This window comes from Granulicella sp. 5B5 (assembly GCF_014083945.1).
In the GTDB taxonomy this organism is placed as follows: Bacteria; Acidobacteriota; Terriglobia; order Terriglobales; family Acidobacteriaceae; genus Granulicella.
In genome coordinates, this window is sequence record NZ_CP046444.1 from 1856863 (window position 1) to 1875068 (window position 18206).

An 18206-nucleotide genomic window follows, 5' to 3' on the forward strand; every position below is an offset into this window, starting at 1 on the left:
CAGATTCCTTCAGATTCACAGTTCTTGGTTTAGTGCAGCGGATGACGGTTGATCAGATACAGGAGCGGGAACAGGAACAGCCAAACGATATCGACGAAGTGCCAGTACAGTCCGAAGTTCTCGATTGGAGCGACATAACCATTGGTAAAGTCTCCCCGTTGCGCGCGCTTAATCAGCCACAGTAACAGGGCAATGCCGATGATCATGTGCAGCGCGTGCATGCCGGTCATCGCAAAGTACAGGAAGAAGAAGATCTGAGTGCGCTGCGCCATGTCCGGCGCGAGCGGTTCTTCCTGGATGCCGTACGCATGCGGGTTCACGAACTGCGCGACGCTGAAGCTGTTGCCAGGAATGTGGTGCAGCTCATACTTCTCGTGGTACTCGTCGTACTTGATGCCCAGAAAGATCAGGCCGAAGACGGTCGTGAGGATGAGCGTCGTGACGAGCATGCCCTTCTTGCGGACCTCGGCGGCGTACACGCCCAGCGCCATGCAGAAGCCGGAGGTGATCAGCACAGCCGTGTTGATCGCTCCCTCCCAGATGTTCAGCGTGTTCGACGCCGTGGCGAAGGCCGGGTAGTACCAGTTGCGATAGAGCAGGTAGGAGAAGAACATGCCGCCGAAGAACATGATTTCGGTGAGCAGGAAGAGCCACATGCCGAAGCTGCCGGCCTCCCGCTGCTGCTCTTCGGTCTCGAAGTGGTGCCGGTGCTGAGGCAGCACAACGTGCTCATGCTCCTCATGCCCCATGGCGACGCCAACTCCGTGCGCGTGCGTGGTTGCGGTTGCGCTATCCAACGGTCGTCACCTCATGCTTGGTCTTGTTGGCGAGCCACTCATAGTCATAGGCCTCATGATCCATGATAGGCGTCTCGAGAAAGTTTTCGGTCGGCGGCGGGGACTGGATCTGCCACTCAAGGCCGGTCGCCTGCCACGGATTGTTGCCCGCGATGGCACCGTACTTCAGGCTCCAGCCGAGGTACAACAGGGGCAGAAGGAAGCCGACACCGAGCACCGTCGCGCCCGCCGTGGAGAGCACGTTCAGCACCTGGAACTCAGGCGGATACGCTGCATAGCGGCGCGGCATGCCCAGGTAGCCCAGGATGAACTGCGGCATGAATGTCAGGTTGAAGCCGATGAAGCTCGTGACCGCGGAGAGCTTCGAGAGCGACTCCGGATACATGCGGCCCGTCATCTTCGGCCACCAGAAGTGGATGCCCGCGAGGAACGCCATCAGCATGCCGCCCACCATCACGTAGTGGAAGTGCGCCACGATGAAGTAGGTTTCGGTCAGGTGGATGTCCATGCCCAGCGCACCGAGGAAGACGCCCGTGAGGCCGCCGATGGTGAACAGGCCGATGAACGCGAACGCGTAGAGCATCGGGGTCTCAAACGTGATGGAACCCTTCTGCAGCGTGAACGACCAGTTGAAGACCTTGATCGCCGAGGGGACGGCGACGAGCATCGTCAGCAGGCTGAAAACCAGCGCCGAGTAGTTCGAGACACCCATGATGAACATGTGGTGCTCCCATACGAAGAACCCGAAGAGCGCGATGGCCACCGAGCTGAACGCGACCGCCGAGTAACCGAAGACGCGTTTGCGGCTGAACGTCGCGATGACCTCGGAGATGACGCCCATGCCCGGCAAAATCATGATGTACACGGCCGGATGCGAGTAGAACCAGAACAGATGCTGGAAGAGCAGCGGATCGCCACCCTTGGTCGGGTCGAAGACGCCGATACCGAAGAGGCGCTCCAGCAGGACTAGCACCAGTGCGATTGCGAGCACCGGAGTACCCAGCACCATCAGCAGGCTGGCGGCATAGTGCGACCACACGAACAGCGGCATCTTGAACCACGTCATGCCAGGGCAACGCATCCGGTGGATCGTCACGATGAAGTTAAGACCCGTGAAGATCGACGAGAAGCCCGCGACGAAGATGCCTAGCGCTGTCGTAATGACGTGTGTGTTCAGGTAATGCGTCGAGAGTGGAGTCGTAAACGTCCAGCCTGTATCAACCCCACCCAGCACAAGGGCCGTCAGGGTGAAGATGCCGCCGGCGAGGTACAGGTACCAGCTCAGCAGGTTGATCTTCGGGAACGCGAGGTCCTTGGCGCCCAGCATGATCGGGATCAGGAAGTTGCCCAGCGTCGCCGGAACCGACGGCACCAGGAACAGAAAGATCATAATGATGCCGTGCATCGTAAAGAACTTGTTGTAGGTGTCGGCGGCCACCAGGTCCGACTGCGGCGTCAGCAACTCCAGCCGGATCAGCCCCGCGAAGGCGCCGCCGATGAAGAAGAAGAACGTGATCGAGATCAGGTACAGGATCGCGATACGCTTGTGATCGCCTGTCAGCAGCCAACTCAGCAACCCGTGCTCGTTGTTGATGTAGTGCCGCTTGGGCATCTTGGCCGTGCTCTGGTCGGGTAAAGAGACTATGGTCTGGGCGCTCATGGCTTCACCATCTCCGGAGTGGTTGTGCCCGGTTCGGGCGTTTTAGGGGCAGCGTCGCTGGACGTGGAGGTCACCAGCGTCTGCTGCACCCGGTAATTCGACTGTAGACCCTTGATGTACTCCACTAGGTCAATCAAGCCATCCTCGCTGATCTGTCCCTGGTAGGTCGGCATGATGGGGGCAAAGCCGGCGGTCACATGCTGCGATGGGCTCAAAATCGCGTCGCGCAGATACGCATCGGTCACCAGGACCTGACTTCCGTCGGTGAGCGTGAGCTTCGAGCCGTAGACGCCTGCGAGGTTCGGCCCGCGCGCTGCGGCGGTGCCGCTGTGGCACTGGTTGCAGCCCATGCTGGCAAAGAGGCGCTCGCCGTTCTGCGCCAGGCTCATGCCGCTGGTCGACTCGTGCAGCCACTTCTGGTAGTCCACGGGCGTCAACACCGTTACCTCGCCGATCATGCCAGAGTGCTGCGTGCCGCAGTACTGCGTGCAGAAGAGGTGGTACGTTCCCGGCCGCGTGGCCTCAAACCACACCGTCGAGTAGCGGCCGGGGATGACCTCACGCTTCACACGGAAGTCCGGGATCGAGAAGCTGTGAAACACGTCCTGCGAGATCATGGTCAACTGGACCGGCTTGCCCATGGGTACATGCAGCGCGTTGATCTCGTGCTGGCCACCGGGGTGCTCGGCCTTCCACATCCACTGCTTGCCCACCACGTAGATGTTCAGCGCGTTGGTCGGCGGGTTGTAGATGCGGAAGTACAGCAGCGCGCCCCATACGAACACGAGCAGGAAGATCGCCAGCGGAATGATGGTCCAGGTGGCCTCAAGCAGCGTCGAGCCTTCGACCTGCGTGGCCACAGGGCTGCGCTCGCGGCGATAGCGGACGGAGAAGAACGTCAGCAGCGCGCCCACCAGCACAACGCCAAACACCGTCATCAGCAGCAGGAAGAAGTAGAGCGCATCGACCCACGGCGAGATGCTGGAGGCTTCAGCCGGGAACAGCGCCGAGCCGTGCAGCCAATTCGTCAAAAATTGCCATAGTACTGGACTAATACCCATCGTTCGCCTTTATCCGTTTCGCCGGTTGTTGTCCGGTTGAGGTTGTTCCTGATCCGCTTCACGTGCGAGTTGAATGTCGCGCCGGAACATCAAAAACATGAAGCTGCCGAGCGACGCCACCGTTACGATGCCGCCCAGTTGCACCACCCGCACCACAGCCAGCGAGTGCTTGTTCGTCTGTGGGTCATAGTGGTAGCAGTACGTCAAAATGTTCGCTACGGGCGACCCGATCTTGTTGCCTGAGGCATCGATCAGCCCCAGCAGAATGTCCCGCGGCGAATACTCCACGCCGAGGTAGTACTGCGCTACCCGGCCCGCCGGTGTCGCAAGCTCAATGGCGCTGGCATGGGCGAACTGCGTCAGCCTGCCGTCCGGCCCTGGGACGCGCACGTAGCCATAACCAACCGCGTTGGTCACGGCGTCGATCGCTGGCCGCTGCCCGGTCAGGAAGTGCCAACCATCCGCCGTCTCCGGATGCCCATAGCGCTTGAGGTAGAACGCCTTCTTCCTCGCTGCCAGCTCCGGCGTCTCACTCGGGTCGATCGAGATCACGACAATCTGAAAGTCCTTGCCGGGCACAAGGTGAACCATCAGCAACGAGCTCACCAGCCCGTCCAGCTCTTCCGAGCAGAGCATCGGGCAGTTGTAGTAGATCGTCGTAAGGATCGCCGGGTGCTTGCCGTCAAAGTATTTGCCCAGCACCACGGGCTGGCCCGTGTCGTCGACGAACTTCGCGTCCAGCGGCAGTTGCGCGTTCAGGTGCTGCGTGACCTGCACCTTCTGCAGCACGTTCGGCAGCTGGTCGCCTACGTTCTGGCCTTCCTGCTTGTCGCCGTAACTTGAGACCTGGGCCGAAAGCGAGCCGCCGGCGACCGACACAACACAGCCGAGCGCAAGGGCGGCGCCAAGCATTGCCTTGGCCGCCATCGCTCTCCGGGTTGTGCTGTACATCGTCATCTCAGTCTCTGCTCTCTTCGTTCGATTCTTGCCTGTCTCACGCTCTGGCGAGGCCTATTCCTTGGAGCCCGTGGCCTTGACGTACTCGTTCTTCTGCTCGCGCGTCTCGATCGCCTCCTGCTCGTAGCCGGTGCGCGCAAAACCGTCGGTCAGGGGGACCGTGATCGTCGGCTTCGAGTCGCCAACCATCAGCGTCTCAGTCGGGGCAGCGGTGGCCGGCTTGGGCAGACCGCGCTGCAGCACCAACTCCATCGCCCGCTCAATCGGAATCCTCACCGTGCCCGCCGGGATATCGTTCGACGTGCTGTAGTTGTCCAGCAGCAGGTCTTCCTTGGCGTGGAGGTCGGCCGTGTCCTGGTTGCCATCGTCGGTCTCCAGGCGCGGTGTCGGGAACGCCTGCGAGACGGCCCGCAACTGGTTCTGTTCGATGACCGCGTTCGAGGTCAGGTCATCGCGCTTCGCGCCATGCGGCGTCGCGCCGGTGGTGTCCGCGGTGGTCATGTGCCACTTGTCCACCGGGCCGTCCTGTTTGATGAGCACGTAGTTGATCGCCTTGCCCATCAGGAAGCAGAAGAAGAAGAAGATCACCACGAACCCGGCGAGGCCCGCGACGAACGTCATAACGCCGCCGACGTTGACGTCCTGCGTCTCGTAGCCGGGATGGTCGGCATCGCGAGGCCCGGTGAAGGTCGGTAGTCCTGGATCGAAGTCGTTAGTGGGCATGTTCAGGCTCCAGAAGCTCTTCAGTATGCGGGTCGTTCACGTTCAGCAGCGGACGGCGGCCAAGCTCAGTCAGGTAGTACACAGCCCAGATCGCCACCAGCGTGACGGGGACCGTGATGTAAGCCAGCAGGCCGTAGTTGCCGATCAGGTGCAGCGTATCGCCGGTCTTGTTCCAGCTCGGCTCAATCAGCCAGAAGATGTCGATGAAGCGCGCGCCGATCATCACCGTCGCCACCCAGATCATCTTGTGCTTCGAGCGCTTGATGTCGCGCGAGAGCAGGATGCAGAACGGGATCACCCAGTGGCAGATCACGTCGGCGGTACATACTGTCCACCAGCCCCCCTGGATACGGTGAATATAGTACGTCACCTCATCCGGGATGTTGCCCGACCAGATGATCAGGAACTCCGCGAAGGTGAGGTAGATGTTCAGCATCGTGAAGGCGAAGGCCAGCTTGCCGAGATCGTGCTGCTCGGTGGTGCGGAAGAGCGTCTTCATCGGCTCATAGCGCGAGAGCAGGATCAGCGTGAGGATGCCGACCGCGAGCACACCATAGCCCTGCGCCACAAGGAACTGCAGCCCATACACCGACGACGCCCAGATAATGTCCAGCGACTTGACGAAGACGATCACGAAGTCCGTCATCAAAATGACGTACAGCAGGATCGAAGGCCCGGAGACATTCTCGAACCGGATGCGCCACTTCTCGTAGCTGCCGATCGTGCCGGCCGCCTGGTCCCTGTCGCGCAGCAGCGACCAGCGGTTCAGCAGGAAGACCAGGAAGGTCATGAATCCGAGCACCACGCAGGCCTGGAAGATGGCCGCGCCGGGGTTCAGCATCGTGTGGCGGAAGTCGATGTCCAGATGCTGCTCGTTGGTGACCAGGCCCTGGTGGTAGGCCTGCAGTGAGGCAGCCTTGGTGGTGTACGCCGCCCACAGATACAGCTTGGGCATCATCACCAGCAGGGGAATCGTTAGCAGCAGGACCAGAGGGATCGTGCGCGTCATCGCTTCCAGCGGACGCCGCAGGACGAGGCCCCACTTACCGCCCGAGACATACTGCACCATCAGGAAGGCCAGTGCGCCGCCCACAAAGTTGAAGCACGTCATATACCCCGCGAGGTACGCGCGCATCAGGTGGGTGCGGCCGTCGGGAGTCGCCATGAAGATCAGCGAGACGAGCGCGAAGACCACCGCCACGATGGCTGCACGCATCCGCCAGGTCTTGACGACCTCCGGTGCCGTCAGCACGCTGGGCAGCACGTTCGGGCCGTGATGCCCGTGTCCTCCATGCGCCAACTCCGCTCCGTTATGTTCGTGTTCCAGTGCCATGCGTTCCGTCGCCTTCAAAGTTCCTAAAGTGTCTTCAGTACTGCCGGTGCTGCTTGGTTCTTCTGGCCGTTACCGCTGGCCTACTTCTGGTTCTGGACTGCCGTCACCATGCCCGGCGTTGCCGAAGGTGGCAGGACAAAGCTCTTGCCATTCGGCGATCCCTTCACAGCCGTTGCCGGCAACTCATTGCCCCAGTCATCAGCGAAGCCCGGGGGCAGGCCCTGCTCCTTGGCCAGCTCATGCAGGTCGATGGGGTGCTGCCCGGCCGGCACATCGCTCGCCTTGGCATCCTGGCTCAGCTGCAACGCGCGGATGTACGCCGCAATCGCCCAGCGGTCCACCGGCGTAATCTGCGCCGAGTAATCCGGCATCGCACCATAACCGTTCGTCATCACGCTGAAGAAGTGGCCCAGCGGTGCCTGGCGCAGGCGGTCCGTATGGAAGTTGCCCGCCGGCTTGTAGCCGCGCTGCACGATCATGCCGTTGCCGTTGCCCACGCGCGAGTGGCAGGGCGTGCAGTAGATGTTGTACCGCTCCTGGCCGCGTTCCAACACCGCCGCGGTCAGCTCGATCGGCAGGCCGTCGCCTTCCTTGCCGTTCACCATGCCGGTATAGAAGTACGTGTCCTCATGCAGTTGGCCACGCGCCACGGTGTTCTCCACCTGCGGGCGCACTGAGCGGCCATCCGCGAAGAACGACGTCCCGCGCTGGGGAATGAACTTCGGCTGGTTGTGCATGTCCTGCCGGCAACCGGCAACCAGCAGCATCGTCGCCGCTACACCCATTGCCGAAATCGATCGCATCACACGCATCGTTCCTATTCCCTGTTCCCTATTCCCTGTTCCCTGCATTAGTGGTCTACCTCCACCACCGAAACCGGCGAGAAGCTCTCCAGAAGCGCACGTGTCTCCGTCGTTGAGAAGCGCGGATCGTTCGCCTCCAGGCAGAGGAAAAACTTGTCCGACGTCGCACCGCTTGCGAAGTTTGGCGCGTTGAACAGCGGATGGTATAGCTGCGGCAGGCCGTTCTGCGCGATCATGCCGAACGCCGTCGACAGGCCCGCGAACAGGATCGTCAGCTCATACTCCGGGATGACGAACGCCGGCCAGCTGAACAGCGGCATCGCGCGGATGTTCAGCGGATACCCCCACACGTTGACCCACATCTCCAGCAGAAAGCCGGTTGTTAGCCCCATCACGCCGCCCAGCAGACACATCAGCGGCACACGGGTCTTGTGGAAGCGCAGCGCCTCGGCTGCCTCCTCCACCGGATACGGGGTGTAGCACTCCATGCGGCGATATCCCGCACGGTGCGCCATCTCCGTGGCATGCACCAGCTCACTGGGCGTATTGAACTCGGCCAGCAGGCCGTAGACTCCCTCACGCGGCGGCATTTAGAGCGCCTCCTGTACAACCACTTCAGCTTCTCCGCTGTGCGGCGGACGAATCTTCGTCGCCGGCAGCATCATTCGGATCTCAGACATCGGAATCATCGGAGCCAGACGCGCGAACAGCAGGAACAGCGTCGTAAACAGGCCCCATGTACCGATGAACAGCATGTAGTCCCACTTGGTAGCGCGGTACGTGCCCCAGCTGCTGGGCAGGTAGTCGCGGTACAGTGTGGTCACGACGATGACAAAGCGCTCGAACCACATGCCGATGTTCACGATGAAGCTGAGCACGAACAGGTAGCCCACATTCACGCGCAATTTGCGGAACCACAGCGTCGTCAGCGGGATCGCAATGTTGGTCAGGATGAGCATCCAGTATGCCCAGCCCATCGGCCCGAACATGCGGTTCCACATCATGAAGAACTCCCAGTGGCTGGCCGAGTACCACGCCATGAAGACCTCCATGCCGTAGCCGTAAGCCACAATCGAGCCCGTCGCCAGCATGACCTTCGCCATGTTATCGAGGTGACGCAGCGTCACCAGGTCTTCAAGGTGGTAGAACTTGCGGATTGGGATGGCCAGCGTGAGCACCATCGCAAAACCCGAGTACACAGCACCGGCCACAAAGTACGGTGGGAAGATCGTCGTGTGCCAGCCAGCCATCGCCGCGACCGCGAAGTCGAAGGAGATGGTGGTGTGCACCGAGAGCACCAGCGGCGTCGAGAGGCCCGCCAGCAGCAGCGAAGCCGACTCATACCGGATCCAGTGGCGGGTCGATCCGCGCCAACCCAGGCTCAGCATGCCATAGAAGTACTTGGCGATGGGCAGCGTCGCGCGGTCGCGCAGCGTGCCGAAGTCCGGGATCATGCCGATGTACCAGAAGACCACCGAGATCGTCGCGTACGTCGAGACGGCGAACACGTCCCACGCCAGCGGCGAGCGGAACTGCGGCCACACGTTCATCGAGTTCGGGTACGGCAGCAGCCAGTAACCCAACCACGGACGGCCGATGTGCAGCACCGGGAACATGCCCGCGCAGACCACGGCGAAGATCGTCATCGCCTCGGCAAAACGGTTGATCGAGTTGCGCCACGTCTGCTTGAACAGCAGCAGAATTGCCGAGATCAGCGTGCCCGCGTGGCCGATACCGATCCACCACACGAAGTTGATGATGGCGAAGCCCCAGGCGCCGGGGATCGTGACGCCCCAGATGCCGACGCCCTTCAGCACCAGCCAGGTCACGGCGATCACCACGCCGGTCGCGATCGTCATCGCCAGGAAGATACCGCCGATCCATGCCCACGGCGTGTTGTCCGTCAGCACGATGCCCGCGATCTTCTGCGTCACGCTCTTGAAAGTGTGGCCCGGTGCGATGACCGCGTACTCACCGGTGCGCGGGTCGATCATCGGGTCGACGATCTCGTTCTCGTGAATGGGTCCTTGGGTTGCCATACTTATGCAAGCTCCGCATTCGGGTTGATGACGCCGGCCGTGTACTGTGTGCGCGGGCGATAGTTCAAGTCGGCCAGCACCTGGTAACTACGCTCCTCGGCCTGGCGCTTGGTCACCTTGGCGTTGGGGTCGTTCAGGTTGCCGAAGACAATGGCGTCGGTCGGGCAGGCCTGCTGGCAGGCCGTCAGGATCTCGCCGTCCTTGATCGGGCGGTTGTTCTTGTCAGCCTCGATCTTCACCGCCTCGATGCGCTGGATGCAGTAGCTGCACTTCTCCATCACACCGCGGCTGCGTACCGAAACATCCGGGTTGCGCATGAACTTGAGGCTCTCGGTGTCGAAGTCCGAGTACAGCAGGAAGTTGAACCGGCGCACCTTGTACGGGCAGTTGTTCGAGCAGTAGCGCGTACCCACGCAGCGGTTGTACACCATCGTGTTGATGCCTTCCGGCGTATGCACCGTGGCGCCCACCGGGCAGACCTGCTCGCAGCCGGCACTCTCGCAGTGCTGGCAGGTCATCGGCTGGAAGTGCGCGCGCGGAGCGTGCAGGTCGCCTTCGAAGTAGGTGTCGATGCGCAGCCACTGCATGTTGCGGCCGATCTTCACCTGCTCGCGGCCGACCACTGCAATGTTGTTCTCCGCATAGCAGCTCACGATGCACGCATTGCAGCCCACGCAGGAGTTCAGGTCGATCGACATGCCCCACTTGTTCTGCGCGATGTGCGTCGAGGGATCGATGTGGTCATAGCGCCACGCATCCGGGTAGAAGCTGTCGCCATGCTCCGGCGCTTCGCCCTGCGGGTTGTACCCAACCTTGTTTACGGAGGTGTGGCCGCTCGGCGTACCTTCGCTGGCGAACTTGGGGTTTTCGGTGGCCTCGGCCAGCGTCGCGTAGCGGATGATCGACCGCTCGAACGCTTCATGCCCAGCCAGCGAGTAGGTACCCTGCGTATCGAACTCAGGGTGCTCCAGGCCAGTCTGTGCAAAGGCTCCGCGGTGCTCGATGTTGTGCACCTTGGTGACGCAGAGGTCATATGTGCCCTTGCCCTTGGCGATCTGCAGACCACCCGAGGAGAGCATCGCGCTTGAGCTGCGCAGCAGGTAGGAATTGAAGCCCACACCCGCACCCACGCGGCCCGCATCCGCCGTGCGGCCAAAGCCGAGGTGGACAGTCACCGCATCGTTCGGGTGCCCCGGGCTCATCAGCACCGGCGTAATCACCTTGTAGCCGTTGAGCGTCAGCTCGATGGCATCATTCTCCTCGATGCCCAGCTTGCCCATCAGGTCCATGTTCATCAGGGCTGCATTGTCCCAGCTCATGCTGGTCACCTGCTTGGGCAGCTCCTGCAGCCAGCCGTTATTGGCATAGCGGCCGTCGTAAAGCGAGGGGTCCGCGAGGAACCTGATCTCGACGCCGCCCGCAGCCGGAGCAGCCGTGGCCGTCGCAGCCTTCGGAGCGCCCAGCGTCTTCGGCGTGAACGCCGTGTCGGCCACCCAGCCATCGTGCAACGCCTTGCGCCACGCGTTGGCGAAGTCAGCGCCCTTAATGTAAGTCTTGGCGTTCGCAACCACCGCGTCGTACGCGCTGATCGAAGGATCGAGCAGCGCCTGGAAGACATCGTGCGCGCTCTTGCCGCCGTACAGCGGGTCAATCATCGGCTGCACAATGGAGATAGTCCCGTCGTACGCACGAGCGTCGCTCCAGCTCTCCAGGTAGTGCGCCTTGTTGATGTGCCAGGTGGAGATCACGCCGGTCTCGTCCTGCATCATGCCCAGGTGGACCGTCGTCGGGACCTTGTTGAACGCCGCCGCAAACTCCAGATCGCGCGGCGCGTTGTAGATCGGGTTCACGCCGAGCATCACCAGCCACTGCACCTTGCCGGCACTCATGTCCGCAACCAGCGACTTCAGGTCAGCCGTCTGCTCGCTCGGCAGCGGGTTCACCGTCTCCGTATAGAAGACCGTCTTGCCGACAGCGCCCGAGCTGGCGTTTACCGCCAGCGCCGCGTTGTGGCAGGCCAGCGACGACTGTGGCCCGGCGATCACCACGCAACGGCCACCCGACTTCTTCAGGTCGTCCTGCACGGCCGCAAGGAACTTCTGCGCCTGCGGATTGGAGAGCGTCGCGCTTCCACCGGCGAGCGCGCTCGCAAACGCGTCGATATCGCTCGGCTTCAGCGCCAGCCGGTGCTCGGCCTTGAAGCCGGTCACGGTGGGCATCGTCTCCACTACATACAGCCGGTTCATCGTCTTGCCGGCCTCATAGCGATGGCGCTCCGCATACGCGGCTGCCAGCGGCAGGAAGCCCGGGAAGCCGATGCCGCCCAGAAAATCCGCATCGAGCGACACGATGATGTCCGCGTCGTCGAGCTTGTACTGCGTGTCGTAGTAGTCGCCGAAAGCGGCCTTCGAAGCTGCACGGCCTGTATCCTGGTTCACCGGCTCGTACTGCACCAGCTTGGCCTGCGGATACTTGGTCTGCACCTGCTTCCACTGCGCAGCCAGCGTGGGTGACGTGACCGTCTCCGACAGGAAGTAGAGCCCCTGCCCACCGTTCAGCTTTTGCACTGCGGTCGCGAACTCCTGCTGGAAGTTGCCAAACCCCGACTCATCGCCGCGGTAGAACACCTTCTTGGAACGGTCCGGATCGTACAGGTCCAGCAGCGACGCCTGCGTGAACGCATCCGACTTACCCTTGGCGATCGGGTGCTCCGGGTTGCCTTCGAGCTTGATCGGGCGGAACGCATCCGACTTCACCAGCACCGGCACAGCGCCGGTCGGGAACGGGTGCGCCGTCGCGAAGAACATCGGCTTGCCCAGGACGAGGTCCTCAGGCTGCTTCACATACGGGAAGATCGGCTCATCGGGCTGCTTGGTGCAACCGGCCAGTCCGGCCAGCGCAAAGCTCGCGCCCATCACCTTCAGAAAGCCGCGGCGGCTCACCGGATCGGTCCACTCACCAGCAGACGACTGGCGTGGGAACTCTTCCTTCATCAGCTCCTGGAACGACTCCGTATCCGCGAGCTCATCCAGGTTCTTCCAGTAGCGGCGCCCGGTCTTGCCTTCCAGCTTGGCACGGACCTCAGCCAGCGTCATCTTTGCCGGAGCGATCTGCGTTACAACCTGCGCCGGCTGCTCTGCCGTCTGTTTCACTTCAAGTTCCATAGGTGTCTCGTTCATCGGTGGCACACCTCGCAGCTCGAAAGCTCGTTGGCCGTCCGAATGTGGTACTGCCCGGTCAGATACTTGCCCAGGTCTTCCTGGTTCGTAAACTTCGTGTAGCTGGCCGGCAGCATCAGCACCGGCGCATCCGACATCGTGCCCACCGGCATATTCGGGTTCGTCGAACCCGTCAGCACCGAGCCGCTGTCGTTCTGTGCAATGTCCGTCCGCCCGGTCTTCGAGGGGTCGGTCGTCACACAGTTCACACCCTGCGCCGTCGGAACACCCGTTCCGTCTGTGTTCGCCGCCGTCGCGCACCACACCGGCTTCTCCGTCGAAGGACCGGCCCATGCCATGTTGTAGATCTCGCTGGTCGGCCGCAGGTTCTTACCAGGGTTGCGATGGCAGTTCAAACACCACTCCATCTGCAGCGTGTTCTGCTGGTACATCAACGGCATCTCATCCACGCGGCCATGGCAGCTCGTACAGCCGATGCCCTTGTTCACATGGATCTCGTGATTGAAGTACACGTAGTCGGGCAGGTCATGCACCTTGATCCACCGGATCGACTCGCCAGTCGCCCAGCTCTGCCGCACCGGCTCCAGCAGCTGCGCGTTCGTCCAGATCTGCGAGTGGCAGTTCATGCACGTCTTCGTCGGCGGGATGCCCGCATACGAGCTCTTCTCCACCGACGTGTGGCAGTACTGGCACTGCAGGCCCAGACCCTCCACGTGGTGCTTGTGACTGAACGGTACGGGCTGGTCTGGCCGCTGCCCCTGCCGCGTCACCCACGGTGACCGCTGCAATGAGTTCAGCGCCACACCGAGCGCGATGACGATCAAGCCCGTCAGCACGAGGCTCGCGCGAGCCAGTGCATTCGAACTGCGGTCAAATACTTGCGCCATGAGTGCGTTCCTGCTTCCTCTGCGTCAAAAAACACTGTGGAGGTTGAATAACTTCTATCGGAGCTGCTACCGCTAAGGACGCCGTTCCACCGCGAATATCCATCTGCGGCCTGCCCATGTGCGGCTGACAAACGTAAACTTTATCGAAAGTATAGCAGTGACTTTCGCGTCTGTTGTGACCGCAAACATCTGTTACTGGCCGATACTCGTATCCACCTTCGATTATCGAAGCCCATTTTTATCCCGCCGGAAACATTCCCTCAAAAACCGCCGCAAATCCCCGCAACGCCCCGTATCTACGCAAATAACTCCGTCCACATTAGTCCGAGTTCCACTGCGGAAATCTCACCACTTGTATAGATCGAATGGCGGCGGGTCGTGAGGACCAACACCTTCAGGCCCCTTCGCTAACGCGCGATAGACAGCATCCATTCGCGACTGGGACTCTTCGTGTATCTGTATGGCGCGTTCGTTCTGCGCTTGTATCGTCGCTGGGTCATCACTCTCACCTGACGCACCGGCGAGATGCACCTCAACCGCGGAACCGTCATGCAGGTTCCACACCTTCGCAACATCCTCAGGGATGAGGACGGCGTACCCACCAGCAACTTTCGATGCGAAAGATCATTGTTTGTGAAGTCTCGCTCAGTCGATACGCAAGCAGCAAGCAAGTAGTTCGACAATTCGTTTAGCCTCGTTCCCTTTTGAGGATTCGAAGCGAATGTCCTGGAAATTTTCTTCGCCTTCTCTTCCCCAACCCGCCTCATCTGTGCCACACTCTCCCCATGCCGCACGCCTCGCAGCAAAGCGCCAAGCTTCCCTACTCGCGCGAAGACGCCGTCGCCGCCCTCATCGCCGCGGACCCTAAGCTCGCGAAGCTCATCGCCCGCGCCGGCCCGTTCACCATGCGCCTCGCCGCCAAGCAGTCTCCGTTTGAAGCGCTCACCGAGTCGATCATCTACCAGCAGCTCCACGGCAAAGCGGCCGCAGCCATCCACGCCAAGCTCCTGCGCAGCTTCAGCGACCTCGCGCATATGTCCGACCCGCGCGAACCATTCGAGCACCGCCACCCCACGCCGCAGGAGATCCTCGACGCACCCAACGAGCAGCTCCGCTCCGCCGGCCTCTCCGCCAACAAGGCGCTCGCCCTCCGCGACCTCGCCGCCAAAACCATCGACGGCACCGTCCCCACCCTCGCCAAGATCCGCCGGATGGAGGACGCCGCCATCATCGAGCACCTCACCCAGGTCCGTGGCATCGGCAAGTGGACCGTCGAGATGATGCTCATCTTCCGCCTCGGCCGCGCCAACGTGCTGCCCACCTCGGACTACGGCATCCGCAAAGGCTTCGCACTCACCTTCCAGGGCCTCAAGCCCACCACCAAGGTCACGCCAGCCCACCTCCCCAAGCCCGACGTCATCGAGCGCCGCGCCAAAAAGTGGCAGCCCTTCTGCTCGGTCGCCAGCTGGTACCTCTGGCGCGCCTGCGACCTCGCCAACCAAGACAAGGCCGCCAGCTAAAGCATGTCAAGCCCCGTCACCCGTTGAGCGCCCATAAACAACACAAATGAAAACACTTGCACCTACACACCCGAAACACTTTCTCCGCTCGCACCCTCTATACTGGAAGTAGGAACCAAACTGGCTCACTGGATAACTGGCAAACTGACAACTGAAGCCACAAATCCAATCACCGTTCGCTCTATCCTCTTCCCCTGTCCTCTATCCCCTTTATTTCCCATATCATACCCGCAACTATATACAGAATCAGCCACTTACCCAGGGGATCACCCCGTAAGTCGCTGATTCTGCTGGATACCTCATCTACATAGGGGGAGGGGGAGGGGATCACGATTGCCTATCGCGTTACCATCAGTACGAACAGGACATCTAACAGACTTTATGGCTCCGACGAAGACAACGCCCAACCCCGCCGAAGCCGCTCCGCAGCACTACATCTGCGTGCACGGTCACTTCTACCAGCCTCCCCGCGAGAATCCCTGGCTTGAGACCGTCGAGGTCCAGGAATCCGCCGCGCCCTACCACGACTGGAACGAGCGCATCACCGCCGAGTGCTACGCCCCCAACGGGGCCAGCCGCATCACCAACCAGAAGAACGAGATCGTCCGCATCGTCAACAACTACTCGCGGATCAGCTTCAACTTCGGCCCCACGCTCCTTAGCTGGCTGCAGGACTTCGCCCCGCGCACCTACCGCATGATCCTCGACGCCGACACCGCCTCGGCCGAGCGCTTCAGCGGCCACGGCTCGGCCATCGCGCAGGTCTACAACCACATCATCATGCCGCTCGCCAACGAGCGCGACGCCCGCACCCAGGTCCGCTGGGGCATCGCCGACTTCAAGTACCGCTTCGGCCGCAGGCCCGAGGGCATGTGGCTCGCCGAGACCGCCGTCTCCCGCGACGTGCTCGACCTCCTCGCGCAGGAGGGCATCCAGTTCACCATCCTCGCTCCGCACCAGTGCGCGCGCGTCCGCAAGCTGGCCGGTGCCGAGCCCGCCAAGGGCCGCAAGAAGGCCACCGACGGTGCCGCCCCCGCCGAGCAGCCCTGGACCGAGACCCCCGGCGCCACCGTCGACATCACCCAGCCCTATCTCGTTAAGTTGAATGAAGGCCGCTCCATCGCCGTCTTCTTCTACGACGGCCCTGTCTCCCGCGCCGTAGCGTTTGAGGGCATCCTGAACAACGGCGAGGACTTCGCCCGCCGCCTGCTCACCGGCATCCACACCGACAAGGACCCTAGCGTCCCACAGCTCTCCCACATCGCCACCGACGGCGAGAGCTACGGCCACCATCACAAGCACGGCGAGATGGCCCTCAGCTACGCGCTCTACTGGACCGAGCAGCAGAACGCCGCCCGCATCACCAACTACGGCGAGTTCCTCGCAAAATTCCCACCCGTCTGCGAAGCCGAGGTCGCCGACGACACCTCATGGAGCTGCGCGCACGGCGTCGAGCGTTGGCGCTCCAACTGCGGATGCAACGGCGGCAAGGTCGGCTGGCAGCAGAACTGGCGAGCGCCCCTGCGCGAGGCGCTCGACATGCTCCGCGACCGCACCGCACCGCTCGCCGAGTCCGTCGCCGCGGGCCTCTTCAAAGACCTCTGGGCCGCGCGCGACGCCTACATCCAGGTCATCCTCGACCGCGGCGCTGACAACGTCGAGGCCTTCTTCACGGAGCACGCCACCCACCCGCTCTCCGAAGCCGAGCGTATCACCGCGCTCGAGCTCCTCGAGCTCGAACGGCACACCCAGCTCATGTACACAAGCTGCGGCTGGTTCTTCGACGATATCTCCGGCATCGAGACCGTGCAGATCATCGCCTACGCTGGTCGCGTGCTGCAGATCGCAGAACAGCTCTTCGGCGAGCCCGGCAAACAGCTCGAGCAGGAGTTCCTCGACATCCTCGCCAAGGCGCCCAGCAACCTGCCCGACATCGGCAACGGCGCCGAGGTCTACCGCCGCTACGTCCTCGGCGGCCGGCTCGACCTTGAGCACGTCGGCGCGCACTATGCCATCAGCTCCATGTTCCGCAGCTATCCAGACGCGGGCCACATCTTCTGCTTCGACGTGCAGCGTTACAGCTACGACGTGCGCGCCTCCGGCCACGGCCGCTTCGCCGTCGGCCGCGCCCTGCTGCGCTCCCGCATCACCGAGGAGAGCGAGGAACTCTGCTTCGCCGTGCTGCACCTCGGCGACCAGAACCTCACCGCCGCCGTCAAGCGCTACGACCCCAACGACCCCTCCGCGAAGCCCGCATGGGACGAGTTCGTCGCGCAGGCCACCGACGCCGTCCACCGCGCCAACCTGCCCGAGCTCATCCGCCTCATCGACCGTTACTTCGATGGCACGCTCTACTCGCTCACATCGCTCTTCGCAGACGAGCAGCAACGCATCCTGCAAAGCATCCTCAACCAGACGCTCTCTGAAGTAGAGGGCTCGCTCATGCGCATCTACGAAGAGCACGCGACGCTGCTCGACTTCATCAGCCAGGCCCGCGTCCCCGCGCCACCCGCGCTCGCCGTCACCGCAGGGTTCGCCATCAACGCCAGCCTGCGCCACACGCTCGACGCCGAGACATTCGACGCCACCGAGATTGCCCGCCTGCTCCGCCGCGCTGCAACGGACCACGTCACCCTCGACGCACCGCTGCTCAGCTTCACCGCGGACAAACGCATCAAGCGCGCCATGGTCCGGCTTGAGAGCGCCGCGCAGATGCAGCAGTCGCAACAGAGCCTCACCATCCTCAACGAGACCCTTACCATCGCCGAAGGCCTCCGCCTCCTTCCCATGGACATCAATCTATGGCAGGCGCAGAACATCTGGAACGACTTGCTCCGCCGCAGCGACAGCGCTTACTGGTCGCGCGAGTGGCGCGAGGGCTTCCGCAAGATCGGCATCGCCCTCAACATCAGCGTCGACGAGCTCGTCGTGGACAAAGCCGTCCGCGCTTTCTAGTGATGGCATTTGCGTTTGCCGTTGTTCTTGCTTTTCTTTCTGTCATTCCGAGCGAAGCGAGGAACCTGCTTCTCGCGCGCGAGCGCACCTAATGCTGATGCCGCATCTTCTTCGGGAAAAGCTCAATACCGTTCAGCCGGAAGCTTAACCCGCGCTTAGGCCAATCTGCCGTAAGAGCAGGTAGGCGGCGGAACGGCCACAGTGGACGCGCATAGCGTCAGTTATCGGCGGTTTTTAGCATTTCTAGAGTCCAATCTTGCGCTTCGCATCCGTAAAACTACGGATGCATCCG

Annotated in this window: 13 protein-coding genes; 2 read left to right on the forward strand and 11 right to left on the reverse strand. The window is 62.1% G+C overall.

The window, feature by feature from the left end; all coding sequences use genetic code 11:
* Positions 1 to 29: 29 nt before the first annotated feature.
* The 11 genes from GOB94_RS07850 to GOB94_RS07900 all read right to left on the reverse strand — a co-directional run bounded on the left by GOB94_RS07850 (position 30) and on the right by GOB94_RS07900 (position 13439).
* Positions 30 to 749, reverse strand: coding sequence for a cytochrome c oxidase subunit 3 family protein (locus tag GOB94_RS07850; protein WP_182278512.1), 720 nt, complete (start codon positions 747 to 749; stop codon positions 30 to 32).
* Positions 750 to 789: 40 nt separating this feature from the next.
* Positions 790 to 2457, reverse strand: a complete 1668-nt coding sequence (gene ctaD, locus GOB94_RS07855; protein ID WP_182278263.1) for a cytochrome c oxidase subunit I — start codon at positions 2455 to 2457, stop codon at positions 790 to 792.
* Positions 2454 to 3518 carry a cytochrome c oxidase subunit II gene (gene coxB / locus GOB94_RS07860; protein ID WP_182278264.1) on the reverse strand — a complete coding sequence of 355 codons (1065 nt, stop codon included), beginning with the start codon at positions 3516 to 3518 and terminating at the stop codon, positions 2454 to 2456. Before coxB ends, ctaD begins: the two co-directional genes overlap by 4 nt.
* A gap of 9 nt (positions 3519 to 3527) precedes the next feature.
* Positions 3528 to 4445, reverse strand: coding sequence for an SCO family protein (locus GOB94_RS07865; protein WP_182278265.1), 918 nt, complete (start codon positions 4443 to 4445; stop codon positions 3528 to 3530).
* An 84-nt stretch (positions 4446 to 4529) separates the two neighbouring features.
* Positions 4530 to 5198 carry a hypothetical protein gene (locus tag GOB94_RS07870; protein WP_182278266.1) on the reverse strand — a complete coding sequence of 223 codons (669 nt, stop codon included), beginning with the start codon at positions 5196 to 5198 and terminating at the stop codon, positions 4530 to 4532.
* Positions 5188 to 6531 (reverse strand): hypothetical protein, encoded by a 1344-nt coding sequence (locus GOB94_RS07875; protein WP_182278267.1) that lies wholly within the window; start codon positions 6529 to 6531, stop codon positions 5188 to 5190. The genes GOB94_RS07870 and GOB94_RS07875 overlap by 11 nt, the downstream gene beginning before the upstream one ends.
* A gap of 80 nt (positions 6532 to 6611) precedes the next feature.
* Complete coding sequence (locus GOB94_RS07880; RefSeq protein ID WP_255484353.1) at positions 6612 to 7334, reverse strand: cytochrome c; 723 nt, start codon at positions 7332 to 7334, stop codon at positions 6612 to 6614.
* 47 nt (positions 7335 to 7381) lie between these two features.
* Positions 7382 to 7924 carry a DUF3341 domain-containing protein gene (locus GOB94_RS07885; RefSeq protein WP_182278269.1) on the reverse strand — a complete coding sequence of 181 codons (543 nt, stop codon included), beginning with the start codon at positions 7922 to 7924 and terminating at the stop codon, positions 7382 to 7384.
* Positions 7925 to 9373, reverse strand: a complete 1449-nt coding sequence (gene nrfD, locus GOB94_RS07890; RefSeq protein WP_182278270.1) for an NrfD/PsrC family molybdoenzyme membrane anchor subunit — start codon at positions 9371 to 9373, stop codon at positions 7925 to 7927.
* 2 nt (positions 9374 to 9375) lie between these two features.
* On the reverse strand, positions 9376 to 12552 hold the full coding sequence (locus GOB94_RS07895; protein WP_182278271.1) for a TAT-variant-translocated molybdopterin oxidoreductase: 3177 nt from the start codon (positions 12550 to 12552) through the stop codon (positions 9376 to 9378).
* Positions 12549 to 13439, reverse strand: coding sequence for a cytochrome c3 family protein (locus tag GOB94_RS07900; RefSeq protein WP_182278272.1), 891 nt, complete (start codon positions 13437 to 13439; stop codon positions 12549 to 12551). The genes GOB94_RS07895 and GOB94_RS07900 overlap by 4 nt, the downstream gene beginning before the upstream one ends.
* Positions 13440 to 14224: 785 nt before the next feature.
* On the opposite strand from GOB94_RS07900, the gene GOB94_RS07905 reads away from it, so the two are divergent.
* Positions 14225 to 14959 carry a DNA-3-methyladenine glycosylase 2 family protein gene (locus GOB94_RS07905; RefSeq protein ID WP_182278273.1) on the forward strand — a complete coding sequence of 245 codons (735 nt, stop codon included), beginning with the start codon at positions 14225 to 14227 and terminating at the stop codon, positions 14957 to 14959.
* 381 nt (positions 14960 to 15340) lie between these two features.
* Positions 15341 to 17914: a DUF3536 domain-containing protein gene (locus GOB94_RS07910; protein WP_182278274.1), complete on the forward strand. Its 2574-nt coding sequence runs from the start codon at positions 15341 to 15343 to the stop codon at positions 17912 to 17914.
* Positions 17915 to 18206: the final 292 nt, after the last annotated feature.

Coding starts and splice junctions, on each gene's coding strand:
- GOB94_RS07850 (WP_182278512.1), bottom strand. CDS start 749: ATGGGGCATGAGGAGCATGAGCACGTTGTGCTGCCTCAGCACCGGCAC.
- ctaD (WP_182278263.1), bottom strand. CDS start 2,457: ATGAGCGCCCAGACCATAGTCTCTTTACCCGACCAGAGCACGGCCAAG.
- coxB (WP_182278264.1), bottom strand. CDS start 3,518: ATGGGTATTAGTCCAGTACTATGGCAATTTTTGACGAATTGGCTGCAC.
- GOB94_RS07865 (WP_182278265.1), bottom strand. CDS start 4,445: ATGGCGGCCAAGGCAATGCTTGGCGCCGCCCTTGCGCTCGGCTGTGTT.
- GOB94_RS07870 (WP_182278266.1), bottom strand. CDS start 5,198: ATGCCCACTAACGACTTCGATCCAGGACTACCGACCTTCACCGGGCCT.
- GOB94_RS07875 (WP_182278267.1), bottom strand. CDS start 6,531: ATGGCACTGGAACACGAACATAACGGAGCGGAGTTGGCGCATGGAGGA.
- GOB94_RS07880 (WP_255484353.1), bottom strand. CDS start 7,334: ATGCGATCGATTTCGGCAATGGGTGTAGCGGCGACGATGCTGCTGGTT.
- GOB94_RS07885 (WP_182278269.1), bottom strand. CDS start 7,924: ATGCCGCCGCGTGAGGGAGTCTACGGCCTGCTGGCCGAGTTCAATACG.
- nrfD (WP_182278270.1), bottom strand. CDS start 9,373: ATGGCAACCCAAGGACCCATTCACGAGAACGAGATCGTCGACCCGATG.
- GOB94_RS07895 (WP_182278271.1), bottom strand. CDS start 12,552: ATGAACGAGACACCTATGGAACTTGAAGTGAAACAGACGGCAGAGCAG.
- GOB94_RS07900 (WP_182278272.1), bottom strand. CDS start 13,439: ATGGCGCAAGTATTTGACCGCAGTTCGAATGCACTGGCTCGCGCGAGC.
- GOB94_RS07905 (WP_182278273.1), top strand. CDS start 14,225: ATGCCGCACGCCTCGCAGCAAAGCGCCAAGCTTCCCTACTCGCGCGAA.
- GOB94_RS07910 (WP_182278274.1), top strand. CDS start 15,341: ATGGCTCCGACGAAGACAACGCCCAACCCCGCCGAAGCCGCTCCGCAG.